Source organism: Cryobacterium roopkundense (genome assembly GCF_014200405.1).
GTDB classification, from domain to species: Bacteria; Actinomycetota; Actinomycetes; order Actinomycetales; family Microbacteriaceae; genus Cryobacterium; species Cryobacterium roopkundense.
Window position 1 is genome coordinate 1,462,220 of record NZ_JACHBQ010000001.1, and the last position, 16,960, is coordinate 1,479,179.

At 65.2% G+C, this 16,960-nt stretch carries 20 protein-coding genes; 10 read left to right on the top strand and 10 right to left on the bottom strand.

Annotated elements, in window-relative coordinates; genetic code table 11:
• Window positions 1-10: 10 nt before the first annotated feature.
• The 3 genes from BJ997_RS06830 to BJ997_RS06840 all read left to right on the top strand — a co-directional run bounded on the left by BJ997_RS06830 (window position 11) and on the right by BJ997_RS06840 (window position 2,837).
• Window positions 11-916 carry a hypothetical protein gene (locus tag BJ997_RS06830; RefSeq protein ID WP_035834490.1) on the top strand — a complete coding sequence of 302 codons (906 nt, stop codon included), beginning with the start codon at window positions 11-13 and terminating at the stop codon, window positions 914-916.
• 9 nt (window positions 917-925) lie between these two features.
• Window positions 926-1,288: a carbon storage regulator CsrA gene (gene csrA, locus BJ997_RS22065; RefSeq protein ID WP_084140959.1), complete on the top strand. Its 363-nt coding sequence runs from the start codon at window positions 926-928 to the stop codon at window positions 1,286-1,288.
• Between the two features lie 103 nt (window positions 1,289-1,391).
• Complete coding sequence (locus BJ997_RS06840) at window positions 1,392-2,837, top strand: lipase maturation factor family protein (RefSeq protein WP_035834488.1); 1,446 nt, start codon at window positions 1,392-1,394, stop codon at window positions 2,835-2,837.
• A gap of 28 nt (window positions 2,838-2,865) precedes the next feature.
• On the opposite strand, the gene BJ997_RS06845 is transcribed toward BJ997_RS06840, so the two are convergent.
• From BJ997_RS06845 to idi, 8 genes are read right to left on the bottom strand one after another with little or no spacing between them, the layout of a single operon-like run.
• Window positions 2,866-3,237 (bottom strand): RNA-binding S4 domain-containing protein, encoded by a 372-nt coding sequence (locus BJ997_RS06845; protein ID WP_035834486.1) that lies wholly within the window; start codon window positions 3,235-3,237, stop codon window positions 2,866-2,868.
• Window positions 3,238-3,278: 41 nt separating this feature from the next.
• Window positions 3,279-4,178 (bottom strand): prenyltransferase, encoded by a 900-nt coding sequence (locus BJ997_RS06850; RefSeq protein WP_084140958.1) that lies wholly within the window; start codon window positions 4,176-4,178, stop codon window positions 3,279-3,281.
• On the bottom strand, window positions 4,165-4,488 hold the full coding sequence (locus BJ997_RS06855; RefSeq protein ID WP_035834482.1) for a lycopene cyclase domain-containing protein: 324 nt from the start codon (window positions 4,486-4,488) through the stop codon (window positions 4,165-4,167). The genes BJ997_RS06850 and BJ997_RS06855 overlap by 14 nt, the downstream gene beginning before the upstream one ends.
• A complete protein-coding gene (locus BJ997_RS06860; protein WP_035834480.1) occupies window positions 4,485-4,808 on the bottom strand; it encodes a lycopene cyclase domain-containing protein in 324 nt (107 codons plus the stop codon). The genes BJ997_RS06855 and BJ997_RS06860 overlap by 4 nt, the downstream gene beginning before the upstream one ends.
• Window positions 4,805-6,412, bottom strand: a complete 1,608-nt coding sequence (gene crtI / locus BJ997_RS06865) for a phytoene desaturase family protein (protein ID WP_035834551.1) — start codon at window positions 6,410-6,412, stop codon at window positions 4,805-4,807. Before crtI ends, BJ997_RS06860 begins: the two co-directional genes overlap by 4 nt.
• Entirely contained in the window at window positions 6,409-7,302 is an 894-nt protein-coding gene (locus BJ997_RS06870) for a phytoene/squalene synthase family protein (protein WP_183323316.1), read from the bottom strand. The genes crtI and BJ997_RS06870 overlap by 4 nt, the downstream gene beginning before the upstream one ends.
• The gene (locus BJ997_RS06875; protein WP_035834478.1) at window positions 7,299-8,345 is read right to left on the bottom strand and encodes a polyprenyl synthetase family protein; all 1,047 of its coding nucleotides are present in this window, start codon (window positions 8,343-8,345) and stop codon (window positions 7,299-7,301) included. Before BJ997_RS06875 ends, BJ997_RS06870 begins: the two co-directional genes overlap by 4 nt.
• Window positions 8,338-8,883, bottom strand: a complete 546-nt coding sequence (gene idi / locus BJ997_RS06880; protein WP_183323318.1) for an isopentenyl-diphosphate Delta-isomerase — start codon at window positions 8,881-8,883, stop codon at window positions 8,338-8,340. Before idi ends, BJ997_RS06875 begins: the two co-directional genes overlap by 8 nt.
• A gap of 218 nt (window positions 8,884-9,101) precedes the next feature.
• Between idi and BJ997_RS06885 the strand changes: the two genes are divergently transcribed.
• Entirely contained in the window at window positions 9,102-9,470 is a 369-nt protein-coding gene (locus tag BJ997_RS06885; protein ID WP_236628686.1) for a MarR family winged helix-turn-helix transcriptional regulator, read from the top strand.
• A 49-nt stretch (window positions 9,471-9,519) separates the two neighbouring features.
• Window positions 9,520-9,987, top strand: coding sequence for an NUDIX domain-containing protein (locus BJ997_RS06890; protein ID WP_035834475.1), 468 nt, complete (start codon window positions 9,520-9,522; stop codon window positions 9,985-9,987).
• On the opposite strand, the gene BJ997_RS06895 is transcribed toward BJ997_RS06890, so the two are convergent.
• Entirely contained in the window at window positions 9,919-12,489 is a 2,571-nt protein-coding gene (locus BJ997_RS06895; protein ID WP_084140957.1) for an ATP-dependent DNA ligase, read from the bottom strand. The two genes, BJ997_RS06890 and BJ997_RS06895, sit on opposite strands and share 69 nt — an antisense overlap.
• An 88-nt stretch (window positions 12,490-12,577) precedes the next feature.
• Here BJ997_RS06895 and ku point away from each other — a divergent pair, with 88 nt between their 5' ends.
• From ku to BJ997_RS06920, 5 genes are all read left to right on the top strand, one after another.
• Complete coding sequence (ku, locus tag BJ997_RS06900) at window positions 12,578-13,381, top strand: non-homologous end joining protein Ku (RefSeq protein WP_035834473.1); 804 nt, start codon at window positions 12,578-12,580, stop codon at window positions 13,379-13,381.
• Window positions 13,382-13,452: 71 nt separating this feature from the next.
• On the top strand, window positions 13,453-14,070 hold the full coding sequence (locus BJ997_RS06905; RefSeq protein WP_035834471.1) for a CDP-alcohol phosphatidyltransferase family protein: 618 nt from the start codon (window positions 13,453-13,455) through the stop codon (window positions 14,068-14,070).
• 94 nt (window positions 14,071-14,164) lie between these two features.
• Window positions 14,165-14,578, top strand: coding sequence for an FHA domain-containing protein (locus BJ997_RS06910; protein ID WP_084140963.1), 414 nt, complete (start codon window positions 14,165-14,167; stop codon window positions 14,576-14,578).
• Entirely contained in the window at window positions 14,578-15,273 is a 696-nt protein-coding gene (gene ftsR / locus BJ997_RS06915; RefSeq protein WP_035834469.1) for a transcriptional regulator FtsR, read from the top strand. The genes BJ997_RS06910 and ftsR overlap by 1 nt, the downstream gene beginning before the upstream one ends.
• Before the next feature lie 138 nt (window positions 15,274-15,411).
• The gene (locus tag BJ997_RS06920; protein ID WP_035834468.1) at window positions 15,412-15,963 is read left to right on the top strand and encodes a MerR family transcriptional regulator; all 552 of its coding nucleotides are present in this window, start codon (window positions 15,412-15,414) and stop codon (window positions 15,961-15,963) included.
• Between the two features lie 159 nt (window positions 15,964-16,122).
• Here BJ997_RS06920 and BJ997_RS06925 read toward each other — a convergent pair whose 3' ends face one another.
• Window positions 16,123-16,938 (bottom strand): ParA family protein, encoded by an 816-nt coding sequence (locus BJ997_RS06925; protein ID WP_035834465.1) that lies wholly within the window; start codon window positions 16,936-16,938, stop codon window positions 16,123-16,125.
• Window positions 16,939-16,960 lie beyond the last annotated feature (22 nt).

Genomic DNA, 16,960 nt, shown 5'->3' on the forward strand with positions numbered 1-16,960 from the left:
GGGTACGACCATGCAGGAGCTGCAGGATCGAGTGCGCCTCGAACATGGAGCCCACGCCCGCATCATCTCAGCCGAACGCGTCACCGTGGGCGGTGTGCGCGGATTCTTCGCTAGACAACACTTTGAGGCGACCGTCGAGGTCGGACCGGTACATCGCCGCGCAGAACGCGCCCTGCTCGATGTTCCGGCCCGGCTCGGCATCGCCGCCTTGCTGGACGATGCCGACGCGGCAGAGGCGCGCAGCAACGGACTCGCGGGCGATGCGTCGATTTCCACCGAATCCGATGACTTCGCGGCCCTCATGGACGACCTAACGTTCGCGACGGCACGAACCAGTTCCCCGGCCGAGCCGCTGGGCGCGCCCCCGGACGCGCCGGCCCCGCTGGCCCGGGCGGGCGACCTCGTGCTCGTGATCGGCCTCACAGGTGAGGCCCTCGAGGTAGCGCGTGCCATGGTGCTCCTGACCGCGAACGCCGACCTCCGCGTGGGTGGATCCCTCTCTGCCCCCGGCCTTGACAGGGTCGACGACCGCCGCGATGCGCTGGCCGCGCGAGCCAGGGGAGTGGAACTCGATCAAACCACTTTCGTAGCCTTCGGCCTGGCGCGCCCCGGAGTGGATGCGTCGGCCGACCTGGCCCTGCGCACCGCGAGCATCGGCAGCGTCGGCGCGGACCAGGTCTGGGTCGTCGTGGACACAGGACGGAAGGTCGACGACACGGCGCGCTGGGTGAGTGCCATCGCGGAGTCCGTGCACATCGACGCCGTGGCTGCGGTGGGCGCCGAGCTGACGACCAGCCCGGAGACGGTTTCTGACCTCCGCCTTCCCGTTCGGTGGATCGACCTCGGGGTCGAAGCGCGTTCGTCCGGGCGACGCGCGGCCGCCCCCATACGGGGTGCGGCCGACAGGTCGCGATAAGCTGATCAAATGCTGGTTCTGACACGCAAACCTGGGGAGAAAATCCTCATCGGGGACGATATCGTCATCACCGTGCTTGACGCGCGCGGCGACAGCGTTCGCATCGGAATTGATGCTCCACGCGGCGTGAAAATCCAGCGCGACGAGGTCGTTCGGGCCGTGAGCGAGGCCAACCTGGCTGCCACCGTGGCCGACGATGACGCCGAAGACCGCATCAAGCGCAATCTGGGTTTGCTCGGGCTCACGCTCACGGCGTCGTCCGCGGGCGGCGAGCCCGTGGCCACCACGGGAGAGACGGGAGCCCCGAAGCCGCAGCCCCGGCCGCCTCTGCCCGACGCCGAGCGGGGCGCCTCGTCGGCACCGACAGTCTGAACCGGTTCAGTATGGAGTCTCTGCCGGTTTAGTCCACGGAGTCCATCCATTTCTCCGGTCGGCGCATCCACCGGATTGTGCAGCGTGAGTATCGTGCACGCACATGCAATGGTTCGCGGCCGGTGACTACGAGATCGCGCGGCCGGTACTGCAGCGCGGTGTTGCGGCGTGCTTCCTCCTCGCGTTCGTCTCGGCGATCAACCAGTTCCCCGCCCTGCTGGGCGAGCACGGGCTGCTGCCCGTGCCTCGATTCCTGGCGCGCGTGTCCTTCCGTGAGGCGCCGAGCCTTTTCCACTGGCGATACTCCGACACCATGCTGCTCACGGTCTGCTGGACCGGATCGGCTGTTGCGGCGTTCCTTGTGCTCGGGCTGCCCCAGCTGGGTCCGGCCTGGGTTCCGATCCGTCTGTTCCTGCTGCTGTGGGCGGCCTATCTCCCCGTCGTCAACGTCGGCCAAACGTTTTATTCCTTCGGCTGGGAAAGCCTTCTCCTCGAGGCTGGGTTCGTCGTTGCCTTCCTCGGCTCGAACGGCGTCGCGCCGCCCCTCACGATCATTCTGTTCGTGCGCTGGCTGGTCTTTAGACTGGAATTCGGCGCCGGCATGATCAAAATTCGTGGCGGCCGTGAGTGGCGCGACCTCACCGCACTCTTCTACCATCACGAGACCCAGCCGCTGCCGAATCCCTTCAGCAGGTGCGTGCACCCTCTGCCCCGCTGGTTCCACCGCGGGGAGGTGCTCTGCAACCATGTCGCCCAACTGGGGGTGCCGTTCTTCCTCTTCGCGCCCCAGCCCGTCGCATCCGTTGCCGCGGCCGTGATCATCCTCACCCAGCTATGGCTCGTGTTCACGGGCAACTTCGCCTGGCTCAACGCGATCACCATCGTGCTCGCATTCGCGGCCGTCGACGACACTGCTTTCCGCGTCGTGCTCGGTGTCCCCGGTCCGTCACCCCGCGAAACCACGCCGGTCTGGTTCCTGGCCGTCGTGTTGCTGGTGACCGCGCTCCTGCTCGCACTCAGCTCCTGGCCCCTGCGCAACCTCCTCTCGCGGAGACAGCTCATGAACGCGAGTTTCAATCGCTACCACCTCGTGAACGCCTATGGCGCATTCGGCACCGTCACCAGGGTGCGTTTCGAGATAATCGTGGAGGGTAACGACGATGCGGTGCCCGGCCGCGACGCCGAATGGCTCGAGTACGGCTTTCGGGCCATGCCGGGCGACCCCGGGCGCATGCCGCCGCAGGTGGCGCCGTATCACCTGCGGCTGGACTGGCTGATGTGGTTTCTGGCCCTGGGTGCCAGGGACACCCGGTGGTTCGAAGTATTCCTGCTACGCCTGCTGCAGGGAGACCGGCGGACGCTTCGTCTGCTGCGGTACAACCCTTTTCCGACCGGGGCGCCGCGCTGGATCAGGGCACGCCTCTTCGAGTATCGCTACACCTCGCTGGCCGAACGCCGCGCCACGGGAGCATGGTGGGCGCGTACCGAAGTCGGAATACTCGTGCCGCCGGTCGCCTTCGAGGGAACGGCAGACAACGACCAGTCGTAAGTGTGCCGCGCCACCAGGTTGGTGACAGCTAGTACCCGCGGAGCTCCTCGATGTCGCGACGCTCGCGTTTCGTGGGCCGCCCGGCACCGCGGTCACGCGTCGGAACCATCGCGACCTCCTCCCGTGGCGGCGGCGGGGGAGTATGGTCCACGAAACACTCCGCAGCCACGATCGCGCCCACGCGCTTGACTATGAGGCGTGACACGATTAGCACCCGGTCGAAACCGTCCGTGCGCACCCGCACCTCGTCGCCGATCCGCAGGGACTGGGCGGCCTTGGCCTTGTCACCGTTCACGCGCACGTGCCCCGCACGACACGCCGCCGTGGCCATGGAGCGCGTCTTGAACAGGCGCACTCCCCAGGTCCAGCTGTCGACGCGCGCGGTGAGAACGGGTTCCATTGGACAACTCTATTCCGTTGGCGGCCGGTCCGTTCGATTGGCTACGCGTTCAGACCGACCCACCCGATGAGCAGCATGGTGACAACGAATCCGCTGAAGAAATTCAGCCAGAGAAAATGCTTCCACCCGCGGTTGGCCCGGTCCGAGCGATCGTCGGTGACCGACCAATGAGGCAGCGCGGCGATAATGTACGGGAGCACCAGGATCGCGGCGATCGGACCGGGCCACCGAGTGAGGAGTATCAGCGCTCCCGCCAGAGTCCACAGCAGCACGGCGAGACGCACCGTGGTCGCCGCGCCGAGGGCAGTGGCAACTGACGCAATCCCGGCGTCACGATCGGGTGTGACGTCCTGCACGGCCCCGAAGGCGTGACTGGCCATGCCCCAGAAAAAGAAGGCGAGGAGCAGGGCGTACAGGCTGTCATCGAACGCAGCCCCGGCCACGAGCAATCCGTATACGGCCGGGCTCACGAAGTGAATGCTGGAGGTGACCGAATCGAGTCCGGGTCGCTCTTTGAATCTCAGCCCCGGAACTGAATAGGCCACCACGAAGAAGAGGCTCAGGGCCAGGACCAGCCACGAGAGAGCATGCGCCGGGCCGGCCAGAACGAGCATGGCCGCGATCAACGGTGCGGCGGTCACAATTCCAGACGTGATCACAAGCCGGTGAAGTTCGGGGGCCAGCAGTGCGCCCTGGGCGCCGCCCTTACGCGGATTGCGGAGGTCCGACTCGTAGTCGAACACGTCGTTGATGCCGTACATCAAAAGGTTGTAGGGAATCAGGAAGAAGAGGGTGCCCACGACGAACAGTGCGTCTATGCGCCCGGTTGTCATCAGATAGGCGGCAGCGAACGGAAACGCCGTGTTGATCCAGCTGAGGGGACGGGACGACAGAACGACCTGGCGGGCCCGCCAGCCCACGGTCGATTTAGCTTTCTGCACGTGCGCCGCCCTCTGTGTCGCTCAGGAGTACCCAGACCGACGGTAGCAGCACCGCGGCCGCGACCGGATAGGCGAAGTCTTCGATGGGGGCGCTGCCGATCAGCAGGCCCACCAGATGAGCGGGATCGTACGAGAAGAGCCCCGCGGTGATCATGAGGTTGTCGAAGACAGCCGTCAACGCCAGAACGAGGCCGAGGGCTATGCCGCACGCCGCGGTGTAACGCCGCGTTAGGCGTCCACGTGTCGCGGCCACGGCCGCGACAGCGGCGGCGACCAGCAGAAAGCACGCGTTGAGCAGCAAATAATTCATGTCGTGACCCTCTGGATGAGCAGGCGGTGGGTGCCCAGGGAGAGATTCATCGTCAGGTAGGCCAGGAATGTGAGAAAGAAGAGCTCCTCCAGCGGCAGCTCCGGGGCGAGTTGAATCCCCGTCATCAGGTCGGTTTCACCTCGGTAGAAGATGCCGAGACCGATGCCGAGAAGGTCCCAGGCCAGAAAGAAGGCCACGCCCACGACGAGCACGATCGTCGCACGCCGTGCGTCGCGCCAAAAGAAGAGCGAATACGCACGGTCGAGCAGCACCATACCCCCGAGCGATACGAGCAGGACGAGGAGATACGCTGCGCTCAACGTGGTTTTGGTTCGGGCCGTCTCGCCGGTTCCGGCAGCGGGCCTGTCGTCACGTCTCCACGGATGCGCTTCAACAGGATCTCCGCACTGATCAGGCACATCGGCAACCCGATCCCCGGAATCGTCGTGCCGCCGGCGTAATACAAGCCTTCGACCTTCCGTGAGGCATTCGAACCGCGAAGGAACGCACTCTGCCGCAGCGTGTGCGCGGGGCCCAGCGCGCCGCCACGCCAGGAATTCAGGTCCACGGCAAAGTCGGCCGGGCCGACTGTTCGGCGCAGGACGACCCGATCCGCCAGGTCTGGGATTCCGGCCCAGTCGGACAGCTGGGCGATGGCCGCGTCCGCAATCGACTCGATGGCGTCAGAGCCGCCGCCGCCGATGCCGCCATGACCGAGGCCCGGGTCGGCCGGAATCGGCACGAGGACGAACAGGTTGCTGTGGCCGTCTGGTGCCACAGTCGGATCCGTGGCATTGGGCATGCAGACGTAGAACGACGCTGGAGAGGGCACCGACGGGTTCTTACCGAAGATCCGTCCGAAGTTCTCGCCCCAGTCCTTCGTGAAGAACAGCGAGTGGTGCTTGAGAGCCGGCAGTTCGCCAGTGATCCCCAGCATCACGAGCACGGCGCCCGGGCCGGACGTGCGGCCCTTCCACCACTTCTCAGGGTAGGTCTGTTCGTTCGCGGCGAGCAACTGGGTCTCCGTGTGGTGCAGGTCCGCAGCGGACACGACACGGTCGGCCTCAAGGCGCGTCGGGAGGCCGTCCGTTCCCACGAAGCTCACGCCGGTTACGACATGAGCCTTCCCTGCATCCGGGTTGGGCGACGTGAGGATGCCGGTGACGCGAGCGTCCGTGATAACCCGAACACCCTCCCGCACGGCCAGGTCAGCAACGCTGCTGATGAGCTGCGAGAAACCGCCTTGGGGGTACAGTACGCCGTCGGCGAGGTCGAGGTGGCTCATGAGGTGGTACATCGACGGCGTCTGGTCGGGCGATGAACCGAGGAAGACCGCCGGGTACCCGAGAATCTGCCGCAGGCGGAGGTCGCGCACATAGCCGGCGGCGAATTTGTCCAGCGGCTGCAGCAGTAGGCGGGCGAGGCGTCCCAGTCGTTTCAGCACATCGGGCACCAGGAACGGGCGGAATGAGGCAAAACTCGAGTAGAGAAAGCGGTGCACTGCCATGTCGTAGGTGTCTTTGGCGGAGTCGAGGTATCGCGCCAGGGCGGCGCCGGCGCCGGGCTCAAGGCTCTCGAAGAGACGGATGTTCTCCTCGCGCTCGGCCTTGATATCCACGGGGCTTGGGTCGCCCTCGAAGAAGACACGGTAGCCAGGATCGAGGCGAACGAGGTCGAGTTGCTCCGCCGACGACGTGCCGAAGAGCCGGTAGAAGTGATCGAAAACCTCGGGCATCAGGTACCAGGACGGCCCGGTGTCGAAGCGGAATCCCTCGGCGTTCCACACCCCGGCCCGTCCACCGAGTTCGTGGCGTGCTTCCAGCAGCGTGACGGAATGCCCGTCTCGTGCCAGCAAGGCGGCGCTGGCCAGACCGGCGATGCCGCCGCCAATGACGATAATGCGGGACGACTCCGTGTTTGTCATCGTCGCCACCCGGCCGATCCCATGGCGGCGCTGAGGGCGATCACGAGCTTCTCGCCGTCGGGAACTCGCACACGGGCGCGTAGTAGCGTCTCGGCTGGTGTCGCCCGCAGCCGTGACGAGAGCTGGGAGAAGAGCCCGTGGGCCGCCGTGACTGCTCGTCGGCTGCCGGCCGGCAGGGCCGGCAGCACTGCGCCCGCTGCTGCCAGATCGGCATCGATGTCATCGAGTAGGCGGTTTTTTTCAGGGTCAGTCATGTTCAGCGGATCGATTCCGGGAAAGTAGTTGCGTCCGAGAATCTCTCGGTCACAGGCGAGGTCGCGCAAAAAGTTGATCTTCTGGAAGGCGGCGCCCAGACTGCGCGCTCCACGTTCGAGCTCGAGGGTATCGGCCGGGGGACGTCTCGAGTGCTGCAGAAAACAGCGTAGGCACATGAGGCCGATGACCTCGGCAGAACCGTAAATGTAGTCGGCGACACCCTCCGGTGTGAATGGTGCGTCGTCCAGATCGCGGCGCATCGACGCGAAAAACGGTGCGGTGAGCCTGGAGTCAATTCCGGCAGCGCGAGCAGTGTTGGCGAAGGCGTGCACGACGAGATTGGTGCTGTAGCCGAGTTCGATCGCCCGCTCGGTTTGCTGTTCGAGGTCGTCGAGCAAGGCACGCTGGCCGTCTATGCCGATCCCCGCGCCGGCCGCCGCGCCGTCGACTATCTCGTCAGCGATTCGCACGAGTGCGTAGATCGTTCTCACCTGTGTGCGGACCATTGGTTCGAGGAGGCGTGCCGCGAGGCCGAAGGACGTGGAGTAGGCCCCGATCACCGTGGTCGCGCTGGCGAGGGCTGCCGCGTTGTATTGCTCGATGTCGGTGGGCGCGGGACGCGGGGACCGACTCATCGGGACCGCTCCACGGAGGAGCCGGCGAGGGTGGCAAGCTTGCCGCGCAGTGCCGCGGGAAGTGCGGACCGCTCAAGCTCGTCGATGGCGCGCGCGGCGTACTCGCGAGCGAGACTCTCCACGCGGTGTCGGGCCCCACATTCTGTGAGGTGTTGCCGTGCGCGCTGGGCCTCAGCCTCGGTCAGGTCGCGCTTGCCCACCAGCGGATCAATCACGTCCCAGCCCGGAACGGAGCGGGCGTGGGCCAGCAGCGCCGTTTGCTTGCCTTCGCGGAGGTCGGCTGTGACGCTCTTTCCCGTCTTGGTCGAGTCTCCGAAGATACCGAGCAGGTCATCGGTGAGTTGGAAGGCAATGCCCACGAGCCTGCCGAAGCGCCCCAGCGTCGCAATGTCCTCGTCGGAAGCCGCTGCGAGCACCGCACCCGCCTGCAGGGGAGCTTCGAATGAGTAGACGGCGGTCTTCTGATCGAGGGTGGCGACGACGTCGTCCATCCCAGGCGGATGCTGCGCGAGGGCATTCGTCACGTCGGCGAGTTCTCCGGCTGCCGAGACGAACACGGCCCGGTCGAGGAGGTCGAGCAGGCGGACTCGCATGTCGCCAGCTATCGGAAGGCGGGCCAGGATGCGGTGTGCCTCGCTCAGGGCCAGATCCCCGGCCAGGATTCCCGCGGCGGTCGCCCAAACGGCCGCCTGATCGGGCTCAGCACCATGGGCGAAGGCCCGGTCGGTAAACCGCCCCGCGATGTTAGCCACGCCGCGGCGGGCGAGGTCACGATCAATAACATCATCGTGGATGACGAAGGCCGTGTGCAGCAGTTCGAAGCTCACCGCGACCTGGCCGGCGAGAGCCATGTCGACGCCGCCCAGCCCGGAGAACGCGGTGAGCACCAGGGTGGGCCGAACCCGTTTTCCCCCGGTCGCGGCCTCCTCCAGTGCATCCCACAGGGCGAGGTAGTGGCTGCCGTACTCTGTGGCCCGCGCCCGCGACTCCGAGAAGAATTGGGAGAGTTCGAATTCGACTCCGGCAGGCGTTGTCTCAAGCACGAAAACTCTCCATTTCGCTCACCTGGAGGCCGAGCCACGGGCTGAACGCCCACGGCGCGTCCCGGGCAGCCCTCCGGAGGGCGCTCGGGGTCGTCCAAGCGAATTCGATAACCTCGTCCGGGTTGGGCACGGGTTCGCTGGCGGTCGTAGCGATGTACACGGGACAAATCTCGTTCTCGACGATGCCGCTGCCGTCAACGGCGCGGTAGCGAAAATCGGGCAGTGTCGCGCTGATGTCGGCGGGGTCGAGTGTGAGACCGAGTTCGAATTGCGCGCGTCGGAGGACTCCGAGGTGCAGGGCTTCGCCGGGAAGCGGATGTCCGCAGAAAGAGTTGGTCCATACTCCCGGCCAGGTCTTCTTGCCCAGGGCGCGACGGGTCACCAACACCTCACCGACCGAATTGAAGACGTGGCAGGAGAATGCGAGGTGAAGAGGCGTGTCCGTGCTGTGCACACTGTATTTAGGCGCCGTTCCGATTTCACGCCCATCCTCATCGAGCAGGACGACGAGTTCTTCGGTCAGATCCAGGGTGTGCATGCTCGGGTCCGCCTTTTCGTTAATGCGCTGAAGTAGCTAACTGAGTTAGCTTGTCGAGGTTAGCATGGAGCATGTCCGAAAAAGATAGTCATTCGACGTCGCGGGGGCTTTACTGGTACCGCACCGATGATCGTACAGCGTCGTCCGTTTCTGTGCTTGAGTCTCTCAGACGCTTTCGCGCGGCGGATTCCGTGATGCGGAGGCATACCCAGGCCGCGATGTCGATGAACGAGACCGATCTGATGGCGCTGCGTCACCTGATCAGGAGCGAGGCCAAGGGCATTCCAGTGAGTCCCAAGGACCTCAGCGCCTTTCTGAACGTCTCGTCAGCGGCGACCGCCAAGCTGCTTTCTCGGCTGGGGAAATCCGGACACGTCAGACGCGAACCACATCCGAGCGACCGTCGTGCGCAGGTCATATTTGCGACGGCGGAAGCGCATCGGGGAGTTCGGAGCACCCTCGGACCAGCCCATGCACGCATGCTTGCTGTCGCTGAGAGCCTCGACGCGGAGCAGCAGCAAGCCGTGGTGTTTTTTCTCGACGCCATGAGTTCTGCTGTGGTCACAAGCGACGACGCGCCAGAATGATTCGCCATCCGGTGTGGGGACTTCAGTCGGAAGGGGCCATGCTGGGATCATGACGAGCGTGAGCGGCGATGCCTGGGTATACGGTCCCAACGGCGGCAGGTTTTGGGGTCGGTTCGGCGCCGCGGGCCTGCTCGTGCACGACCCGGCGCGGGGCGTGCTCCTGCAACATCGAGCCGTGTGGAGTCATTTCGGAGGCACCTGGGGCCTGCCGGGGGGCGCACGTCACGAGGGCGAATCCGCTGTCGATGCGGCGTTCCGGGAGGCACGGGAAGAGGCCGGAGTGCCGTCCGCTGTGATGCGCGTTCTGTTCACCTCGGTCGTGGACCTCGGCTTCTGGTCTTACACGACAGTGGTGGCCGAGTCGACCGCAGTATTTGACCCCGTGATCAGTGATGCCGAGAGCATCGCGTTGCGCTGGGTCAAGCCCGCCGAGATCGAGGAGTATCCGCTACACCCCGGCTTCGCCACGAGTTGGCCGGGGCTGCAGCAGCGTCTGGCGTCGTTTGCTCCCGATTGACTCCGCTTCCGGATTCTCCTCTCGGGCAACGTCGTGGGGCGACTTGTCTGGCCGCCAGCCTCGCCAGGTGGGATGACGCAACCGACCGGCCGGCGTCCACTGCGCGAATTCGACCTCACCGACGAGTTCCGGGCGCACCCACCTGGCGCCCGCTGCCTCGTCCGCGGCGAGGGTGGCAAACGGACAGTCCATGGCAGGGGAGGCGTCCATCAATTTTCGTGCGCTCAGGAGATCGCTGTCCCTGAATCCCGTGCCCACCCGCCCCACGTACTGCAGCGTGCCCTCGTGGGGAATCCCCAGCAACAGCGACCCGAACGTCTCCGATCGGTTTCCGCGGCCGGGCCGCCAGCCCCCGATGACGACTTCCTGTGTGCGACGTTGAGTGACTTTTACCCACGCACGCGACCTGCGGCCGGCCCGGTACGTGGAGTCGTGGCGCTTGGCGACGATGCCTTCGAGCCCCAACTCACGGCTCGTGCGTATCGCGGCCGCCACATCCCCGTCGAAGGAGGACGGTATCTGCACGGAATCCTGCGGTGTGAGGGCTCCGGTCAACCGGCGACGGCGGTCATCATAGCCGCGGTCGAGTAGCGACTCGCCGTTGTATTCGAGCATGTCGAAGACCAGATAGGTGACCGGCGGGTCCGCGGGCGATGGACCTGGGCGTGGCGGCACTGCCGATACCATTCGGGATTGCAGGCGCGCGAAGTCGGGCCGCCCCCTGGCATCCAGCGCGACGACCTCGCCGTCCAATACAGCGGTGCCCGAGCCGACGGCCGCCCGCACTCCCGCCGCAACCTCCGGGTAGAAGGGAGTCGCATCGAGCCCGTTTCGGGTGCGGAGGGTGGCCGTCCCCTCCGGCACGTCCCTGCTGACACACGCGAGGATGCGAATTCCATCCCATTTCATCTCGATCGCCCACTCCCGCTCGGGTCGGAGGTCGGACGGGCTGCCGGTCGTGGCCAGCATGGGGGAGTGGTCGGGTGGCGGCGAATCGGGCGTGACAGGCACGGTCCCCGTCGCGCGCATCTCCGCCACAGCCGTTGTCTTCATGAGGTGGATGAGCCAGTTGTCGTCGGCTCCGCCGTCCCCGTTGGTGTGGATGAGTGCGAACCGGCGAGGGCCACCGAGGCCACCGTCCCGCTGGGGAAATAGGGTCACAATCACCTCGTCGTGACCCCATTTCTCGACCTCCACGGTGCCGGCATCCCAGACGAACATAGTGCCGGCTCCATATTGTCCAGCGGGAATGGTGCCCTCGAATGTCCGATAGTCCACAGGGTGAGCCTCCGTGTGTACCGCCAGATGATTGTGCGCCGACGACGTCGGCAGGCCCGTGGGCAGCGCCCAGCACTCCAACACGCCGTCGCGTTCGATGCGCAGATCCCAATGAAGCCGGCGTGCGTGGTGTTCGTGAACCACGAAGGCCGGCGCCGTGTCACGCCCGAGTGCCGCACCCAGGTGCCCGGGAACGGGCTCCGGCGTGAACCCAGCGCTGCGTTTGGCCCGATAGCGTTCGAGCGGGTGAGGAGTCGAGTTGTCGGGACTGACCAGGGAAGCGGATGCGTGGCGCCGGGTCTCTGGCGGTGCGGTCGCCGGGTCGCCGTACCCGCCTGCTCTGTTCACTCTGGCGAGCGGATCACCGCCGCCGACAACGCGGCGCATTACCTCGATGTAGTCCAACTGGGCAAGGTCGCCGTCCGACAGTTCGCTCCAGACGCGCGGAGCAGCGACCGTGGGGCGGGAGCGACCGCGCAGTGAATATGGCGTGATCGTGGTCTTGGCCGCGCTGTTCTGGCTCCAATCGATGAAGACCCGCCCCGCCCGCACCGACTTCGTCATGGCGCTCACGACACGATCCGGGTGATCCGCTGCCATGGCGCGCGCGAGTTCGTGTGCGACGGCCACCACCTGATCGCTCGTGGCCGTCATGTCCAGCGCGGCGTATAGATGGATCCCCGTGCTGCCGCTGGTCACCGGCACCGGGTCGAGGCCCATGCCGGTCAGGAGTCCGCGCAGGATGAGTGCGACGTCCGCGCATTCGCCCAGCGACACCCCTGGCCCCGGGTCGAGATCGAGAACGAGCCGGTCGGGATGCCGCGGTGCCCCGTCCCTCCCGAACCGCCACTGCGGAACGTGAATTTCAAGAGCGCTCATCTGGGCCAACCAGACCAAGGTGGCCAGATCGTTGACGAGGGGATAGTCGAGAGGGCGGCTGCTGTGCTGCATTGCGCGGCGTTCGATCCACGCGGGCGCTCCGGGCTCCAGATCCTTCCGGAAGAACGCCGGTTCAGGGTCGGTCTCCGTTCCGACTCCGTGCACCCACCGCTTGCGGGTAGCCGGGCGGCCGGCGGCGTGGGAAATGAGCACGTCGGCGACCGTGGCGTAGTACTCAAGCACGTCGGCCTTTGTCGTGCCCGTTTCCGGATACAGGACCTTGTCCAGATGGGTGAGTGTCAGGCGGTGGCCGCCCACGACGATCATCCGGCTTATGGGGTCCATCACCCCAGAATGCCCCCGACCGGGTCTTCGGGCTAGGTCACACGCTTTCGCACTAGCTGATGAGGGGTAATCGGTGTCTACTGGTAGTGTGCGGTCAATCTGGAAGGGTGCGATCACGTTCGGTCTCGTGAACGTCCCGGTCAAGGTCTACAGCGCCACGGAAGATCACGATGTGGCGCTGCATCAGGTGCACGACGAGGACGGTGGTCGCATTCGGTACCAGCGCCGGTGCGAGATCTGCGGCCAGATCGTTGACTTTGAGCACATCGACAAGGCCTGGGCCGGGGATGACCAGATCGTGGTCTTGACCGAAGCCGAATTATCGTCCCTCCCGGCAGAACGCGCACGTGAAATCGACGTCGTCGAATTCGTGCCCAGCGATCAGCTCGACCCCATCATGTTCGAACGCACCTATTACCTGGAACCTGAGGGACGTTCGGCCAAGGCCTATGTGCTGCTGCGCCGCACCCTGGAAGCGACGAACCGTACGGCCATCGTGCGCTTCGCCCTGCGGCAGAAGACCCGGCTCGGTGCCCTGCGGGTGAGGGGCGACGTTCTGGTGCTGCAAGGATTGCTGTGGAGCGACGAGGTGCGCACGGCGAATTTCTCCGCCCTGGCTGGTCCAGTCTCCGTGACGGACAGGGAGCTCGAGCTCTCCGGCGCGCTCGTGAAGTCTTTCGAGAAAGACTTCACCCCTGAGGAATTTTCTGACGACTATCAGGTCCAGTTGCGGGCGCTGATCGACGCGAAACTGGCACGGGGCGACTCGCGAGAAACCCACACGACCCCCGAGGCTGGTGAGCCGGCATCCGGCGGCGAAGTTCTCGACCTGATGGAGGCACTCCGGCGTAGTGTCGACGCCAGCCACCGGCGGTCATCCGATACCGGTTAGCGCGGCCGCCGAGCAATATTTATTCCTGATCGGAACCGTATTTGGGTCAGATAATCGTTAGACTGGACACCGTGACGAGAGCAGAAAGCACCGAGGTGGGCTCGCAGGTGATGACCGTGCCCAACGGGTTGAGCGCCATCCGCTTGCTCCTGGTGCCGGTCTTTCTCATCCTTCTGGCGCAGGGCTCCGACGCCCTGGCGCTCATTGTGCTCGCGTTCTCCAGCCTCACGGACTTTCTCGACGGCTTCATCGCCCGCCGGTTCCATCTCGTCACCCGGCTGGGTCAGCTCCTCGATCCCGCCGCCGACCGGCTCTACATCTTCGCTGCCCTCATCGGTCTCGCGTGGCGAGACCTTGTGCCGTGGTGGATCGTGCTCCTCGTGGTCGGTCGAGATGTCTTCCTGCTCGTGCTGGGCATCATTCTGGCGAACTTCGGGTTTGGCCCGCTACCGGTACACACCCTCGGCAAGGTGGCCACGTTCTGCCTGTTCTACGCTCTTCCGATGATCATGCTGGGGCAGGCTTTTCCCGACTTGGCTTGGTGGTCCCAACCAGTGGGCTGGGCCTTCGCTCTCTGGGGTGTCTTCCTCTATTGGTGGGCCGGAATCATCTACGCCACTGAAACGATGCGCGTGATTCGGATTCCACGGGTCATTGTGCCGGTTCAATCAGATACGCTGGAATCATAGGAGGTGCAACGTGGCCGATTTTGAGAATTCGAACAAGGAGCAGGACGAGCCCGTGCGCAAGAACACACCTGAGTCGGTCAGTACCGACACGACGATGACATTCAGCCAGGAGTTCGCGGCGCAGATGGCCTCGATCGACGCGAACGTCACAGCCGAGGAACAGGAAGCCATTGCGGCGCTGCCGTCGGGTTCCGCACTGCTTGTCGTGCGGCGAGGACCCAACGCCGGCGCCCGCTTCCTGCTCGACGCCGACGTCACCACGGTGGGACGTCACCCGAACGCCGACATCTTTCTCGACGACGTTACAGTTTCACGCCGCCATGCGCAGTTTCTGCGACACGCGACGGCCTTTGAAGTCAAAGACCTCGGATCCCTCAACGGAACCTACTTCGATGGCGTGCGCATTGAAACGGCTCTGCTCAGTGATGGCGCCGAGGTTCAGGTGGGCAAGTTCCGCCTGACCTTCTACGCGTCCCGTCTCGACCTCGCGCGCACGGCGAGCGAATAATGTCGGCGTCCTCCGCCCAGGTGAAAGCCTCGGGCGCAGCGCCGCTATTGAGTATCGGTCAGGTCCTGGCTCGGCTCACGCCGGATTTCCCTGAGTTGACGCCGTCGAAGCTCCGTTTTCTCGAAGAACAGGGCCTGGTGTCACCGGCTCGTACCGGGTCGGGGTACCGCAAATTTTGTGCAGGTGACCTCGATCGCCTGCGGCTCATTCTGTCCATGCAGCGCGATCACTACCTGCCGCTCAAAGTCATCCGTTCCTATCTGGAAGACCTCGATGCGGGGCTCTCTCCCACTCTCCCGGGCGGGGCGACTCCCGGGCCGTCGATGCTCTCCACGGTGCGGCGCCTCACCCGTGACGAGCTCCTTCGGGAAGCGGGAGCATCCCTCACCCTGATGCACGATGCCGTCTCGGCGTCGATCATCCTGCCCGCGGAGTACTACGGGGAGAATGTGCTGCACGTGCTGCGTGCCCTCGTGGAGCTCCAGCGCAGTGGAATCGAGCCGAGGCACCTCCGCGGCTTCCGCGCCGCTGCAGAACGCGAACTGGGCCTGATCGAGAGTGCGCTCGTGCCCCTGGCGCGCCGCAAGGACGCCTCGAGCCGGGCGAAGGCCGCCGAAATGGCCGTGGAGATCGCGGGGCAGTTGGAAGTTATTCGCAGCAGTCTGATCCGTTCCGCCCTGGGACGATTAGGCTGAAAGCACTCGTCGCGTCACGAATCGTTACCGACACGGCAAGTTCGTTGCTCGAATGTCAGGCCCCGCGGGCCCCCCTGTCGGTAGCGTTGTCAACAGCGATCACAACTTCATCGCGAACAATTCCTGAGAGGCAGTCGTATGAGTGAACTCAAACCCGATGACGACGCCTCGCGCTACTCGCAGGGACTTCTGTTCACCGATGGCCTTCCCGAGCTCGACGAGAACTCCGGATACCGTGGGGCCGTCGCTGCCCGCGCCGCCGGTATCACCTACCGCCAGCTCGACTACTGGGCGCGCACCGGTCTGGTCGAACCCACCGTTCGCGGTGCGGCCGGCTCCGGCTCCCAGCGCCTGTACGGCTTCCGCGACATTCTCGTTCTCAAACTCGTCAAGCGGCTGCTTGACACCGGAATCTCCCTCCAGCAGATCCGCACGGCGGTCAACCAGCTCCGTGAGTCCGGCGTCAGCGACCTCGCCCAGACCACGCTCATGAGTGACGGCGCGAGTGTTTACCTCTGTACGTCCAACGACGAGGTCATCGACCTCGTCAGCCGCGGCCAGGGCGTCTTCGGCATCGCCGTGGGCAAGGTGCTCCGCGAGGTCGAGACCAGCCTTGTCGAGCTCAACCTCCAGGAAGCGGACCCGTCAGACGAGCTCGCCGCCCGCCGTTCCACCCGCAAAATCTCCTAACCCATCACCCCTTCCTCCCTCTTCCTCAGGGCCGAGAGCCAATCTCAGGAACTGTCGCGGAGCGCGTGATAGGCGGGGTGTCGAAATCTCGACAAGCTCGATCCAGGGTTCACGTGTCTGAGCTGAGGAGGCAGCTACCCGCCCCCGCGGCCCCACACGCTACCGACCTACAGGCGCTTCCGCGTACTCACCAATACGCGCCGTCCGCAGAACCCGCTCGAGCAACTGGTCGAAGTATCTCGCCATTTCCTGCGCGCTGTCCCCCGGCCAGATGTGCAGTGGCTTCGCGGCGCCCTGAGCCTGCTGCAGCGAGGTGCGCTCGGGCAGCTGCGGGCTGAGCACGAGGGGCCCGAACATGTCGCGGAGCTCCTTGATGCGGAACTGGTGCTCCAGGGAGGCCGTTCGGGCGCGATTGACAATGATGCCGAGCGGCTGCAGGCGGGGGCTGAGGCCTCGCCGGATTTCCTCGATCGCACGCAGGGCACGGTCGGCGGCCGCCACGGAGAACAGGCCGGGTTCGGTGACGACGGCTACTCGGTCGCTTGCGGCCCACGCGGTGCGCGTGAGGGCGTTGAGCGACGGCGCGCAGTCGATCAGCACGAGGTCGTATTCCTTCTCCACCGTGGAGAGGGCCTCCTCGAGCTTCCAGATTTCACGGATACTCGGGTGCGGACCATCGAAATTTATCGCAGACGGACTGCCGATCATCACATCGATGGTGCCCTGGCGTCCGCGCGTCCACCCGCTGGGGGCGATCGCGGCGCGAACTGTCTTTTCCTTGGGCGAGGCGAGGACGTCCGCCACGTTCAAGTGACCGGCGACTTCAATGTCCATGCCGGTCGACACGTCTGATTGCGGATCGAGATCAACCACCAGTGTTCGCACACCGCGGGCGAAGGCTGCAGAAGCAAGACCAAGGGTCACCGTGGTCTTGCCTACACCTCCCTTGAGGGAGCTAACGCTAAGTACATGCACAAGTAGACACGTTACCTTCAGT

Coding starts and splice junctions, on each gene's coding strand:
- BJ997_RS06855 (WP_035834482.1), bottom strand. CDS start 4,488: ATGAATTATTTGCTGCTCAACGCGTGCTTTCTGCTGGTCGCCGCCGCT.
- BJ997_RS06895 (WP_084140957.1), bottom strand. CDS start 12,489: ATGGACCCCATAAGCCGGATGATCGTCGTGGGCGGCCACCGCCTGACA.
- BJ997_RS06910 (WP_084140963.1), top strand. CDS start 14,165: ATGACATTCAGCCAGGAGTTCGCGGCGCAGATGGCCTCGATCGACGCG.
- BJ997_RS06920 (WP_035834468.1), top strand. CDS start 15,412: ATGAGTGAACTCAAACCCGATGACGACGCCTCGCGCTACTCGCAGGGA.
- BJ997_RS06870 (WP_183323316.1), bottom strand. CDS start 7,302: ATGAGTCGGTCCCCGCGTCCCGCGCCCACCGACATCGAGCAATACAAC.
- BJ997_RS06845 (WP_035834486.1), bottom strand. CDS start 3,237: ATGGAACCCGTTCTCACCGCGCGCGTCGACAGCTGGACCTGGGGAGTG.
- csrA (WP_084140959.1), top strand. CDS start 926: ATGCTGGTTCTGACACGCAAACCTGGGGAGAAAATCCTCATCGGGGAC.
- idi (WP_183323318.1), bottom strand. CDS start 8,883: ATGCACACCCTGGATCTGACCGAAGAACTCGTCGTCCTGCTCGATGAG.
- crtI (WP_035834551.1), bottom strand. CDS start 6,412: ATGACAAACACGGAGTCGTCCCGCATTATCGTCATTGGCGGCGGCATC.
- BJ997_RS06830 (WP_035834490.1), top strand. CDS start 11: ATGCAGGAGCTGCAGGATCGAGTGCGCCTCGAACATGGAGCCCACGCC.
- BJ997_RS06885 (WP_236628686.1), top strand. CDS start 9,102: ATGTCGATGAACGAGACCGATCTGATGGCGCTGCGTCACCTGATCAGG.
- BJ997_RS06840 (WP_035834488.1), top strand. CDS start 1,392: ATGCAATGGTTCGCGGCCGGTGACTACGAGATCGCGCGGCCGGTACTG.
- BJ997_RS06890 (WP_035834475.1), top strand. CDS start 9,520: ATGACGAGCGTGAGCGGCGATGCCTGGGTATACGGTCCCAACGGCGGC.
- ftsR (WP_035834469.1), top strand. CDS start 14,578: ATGTCGGCGTCCTCCGCCCAGGTGAAAGCCTCGGGCGCAGCGCCGCTA.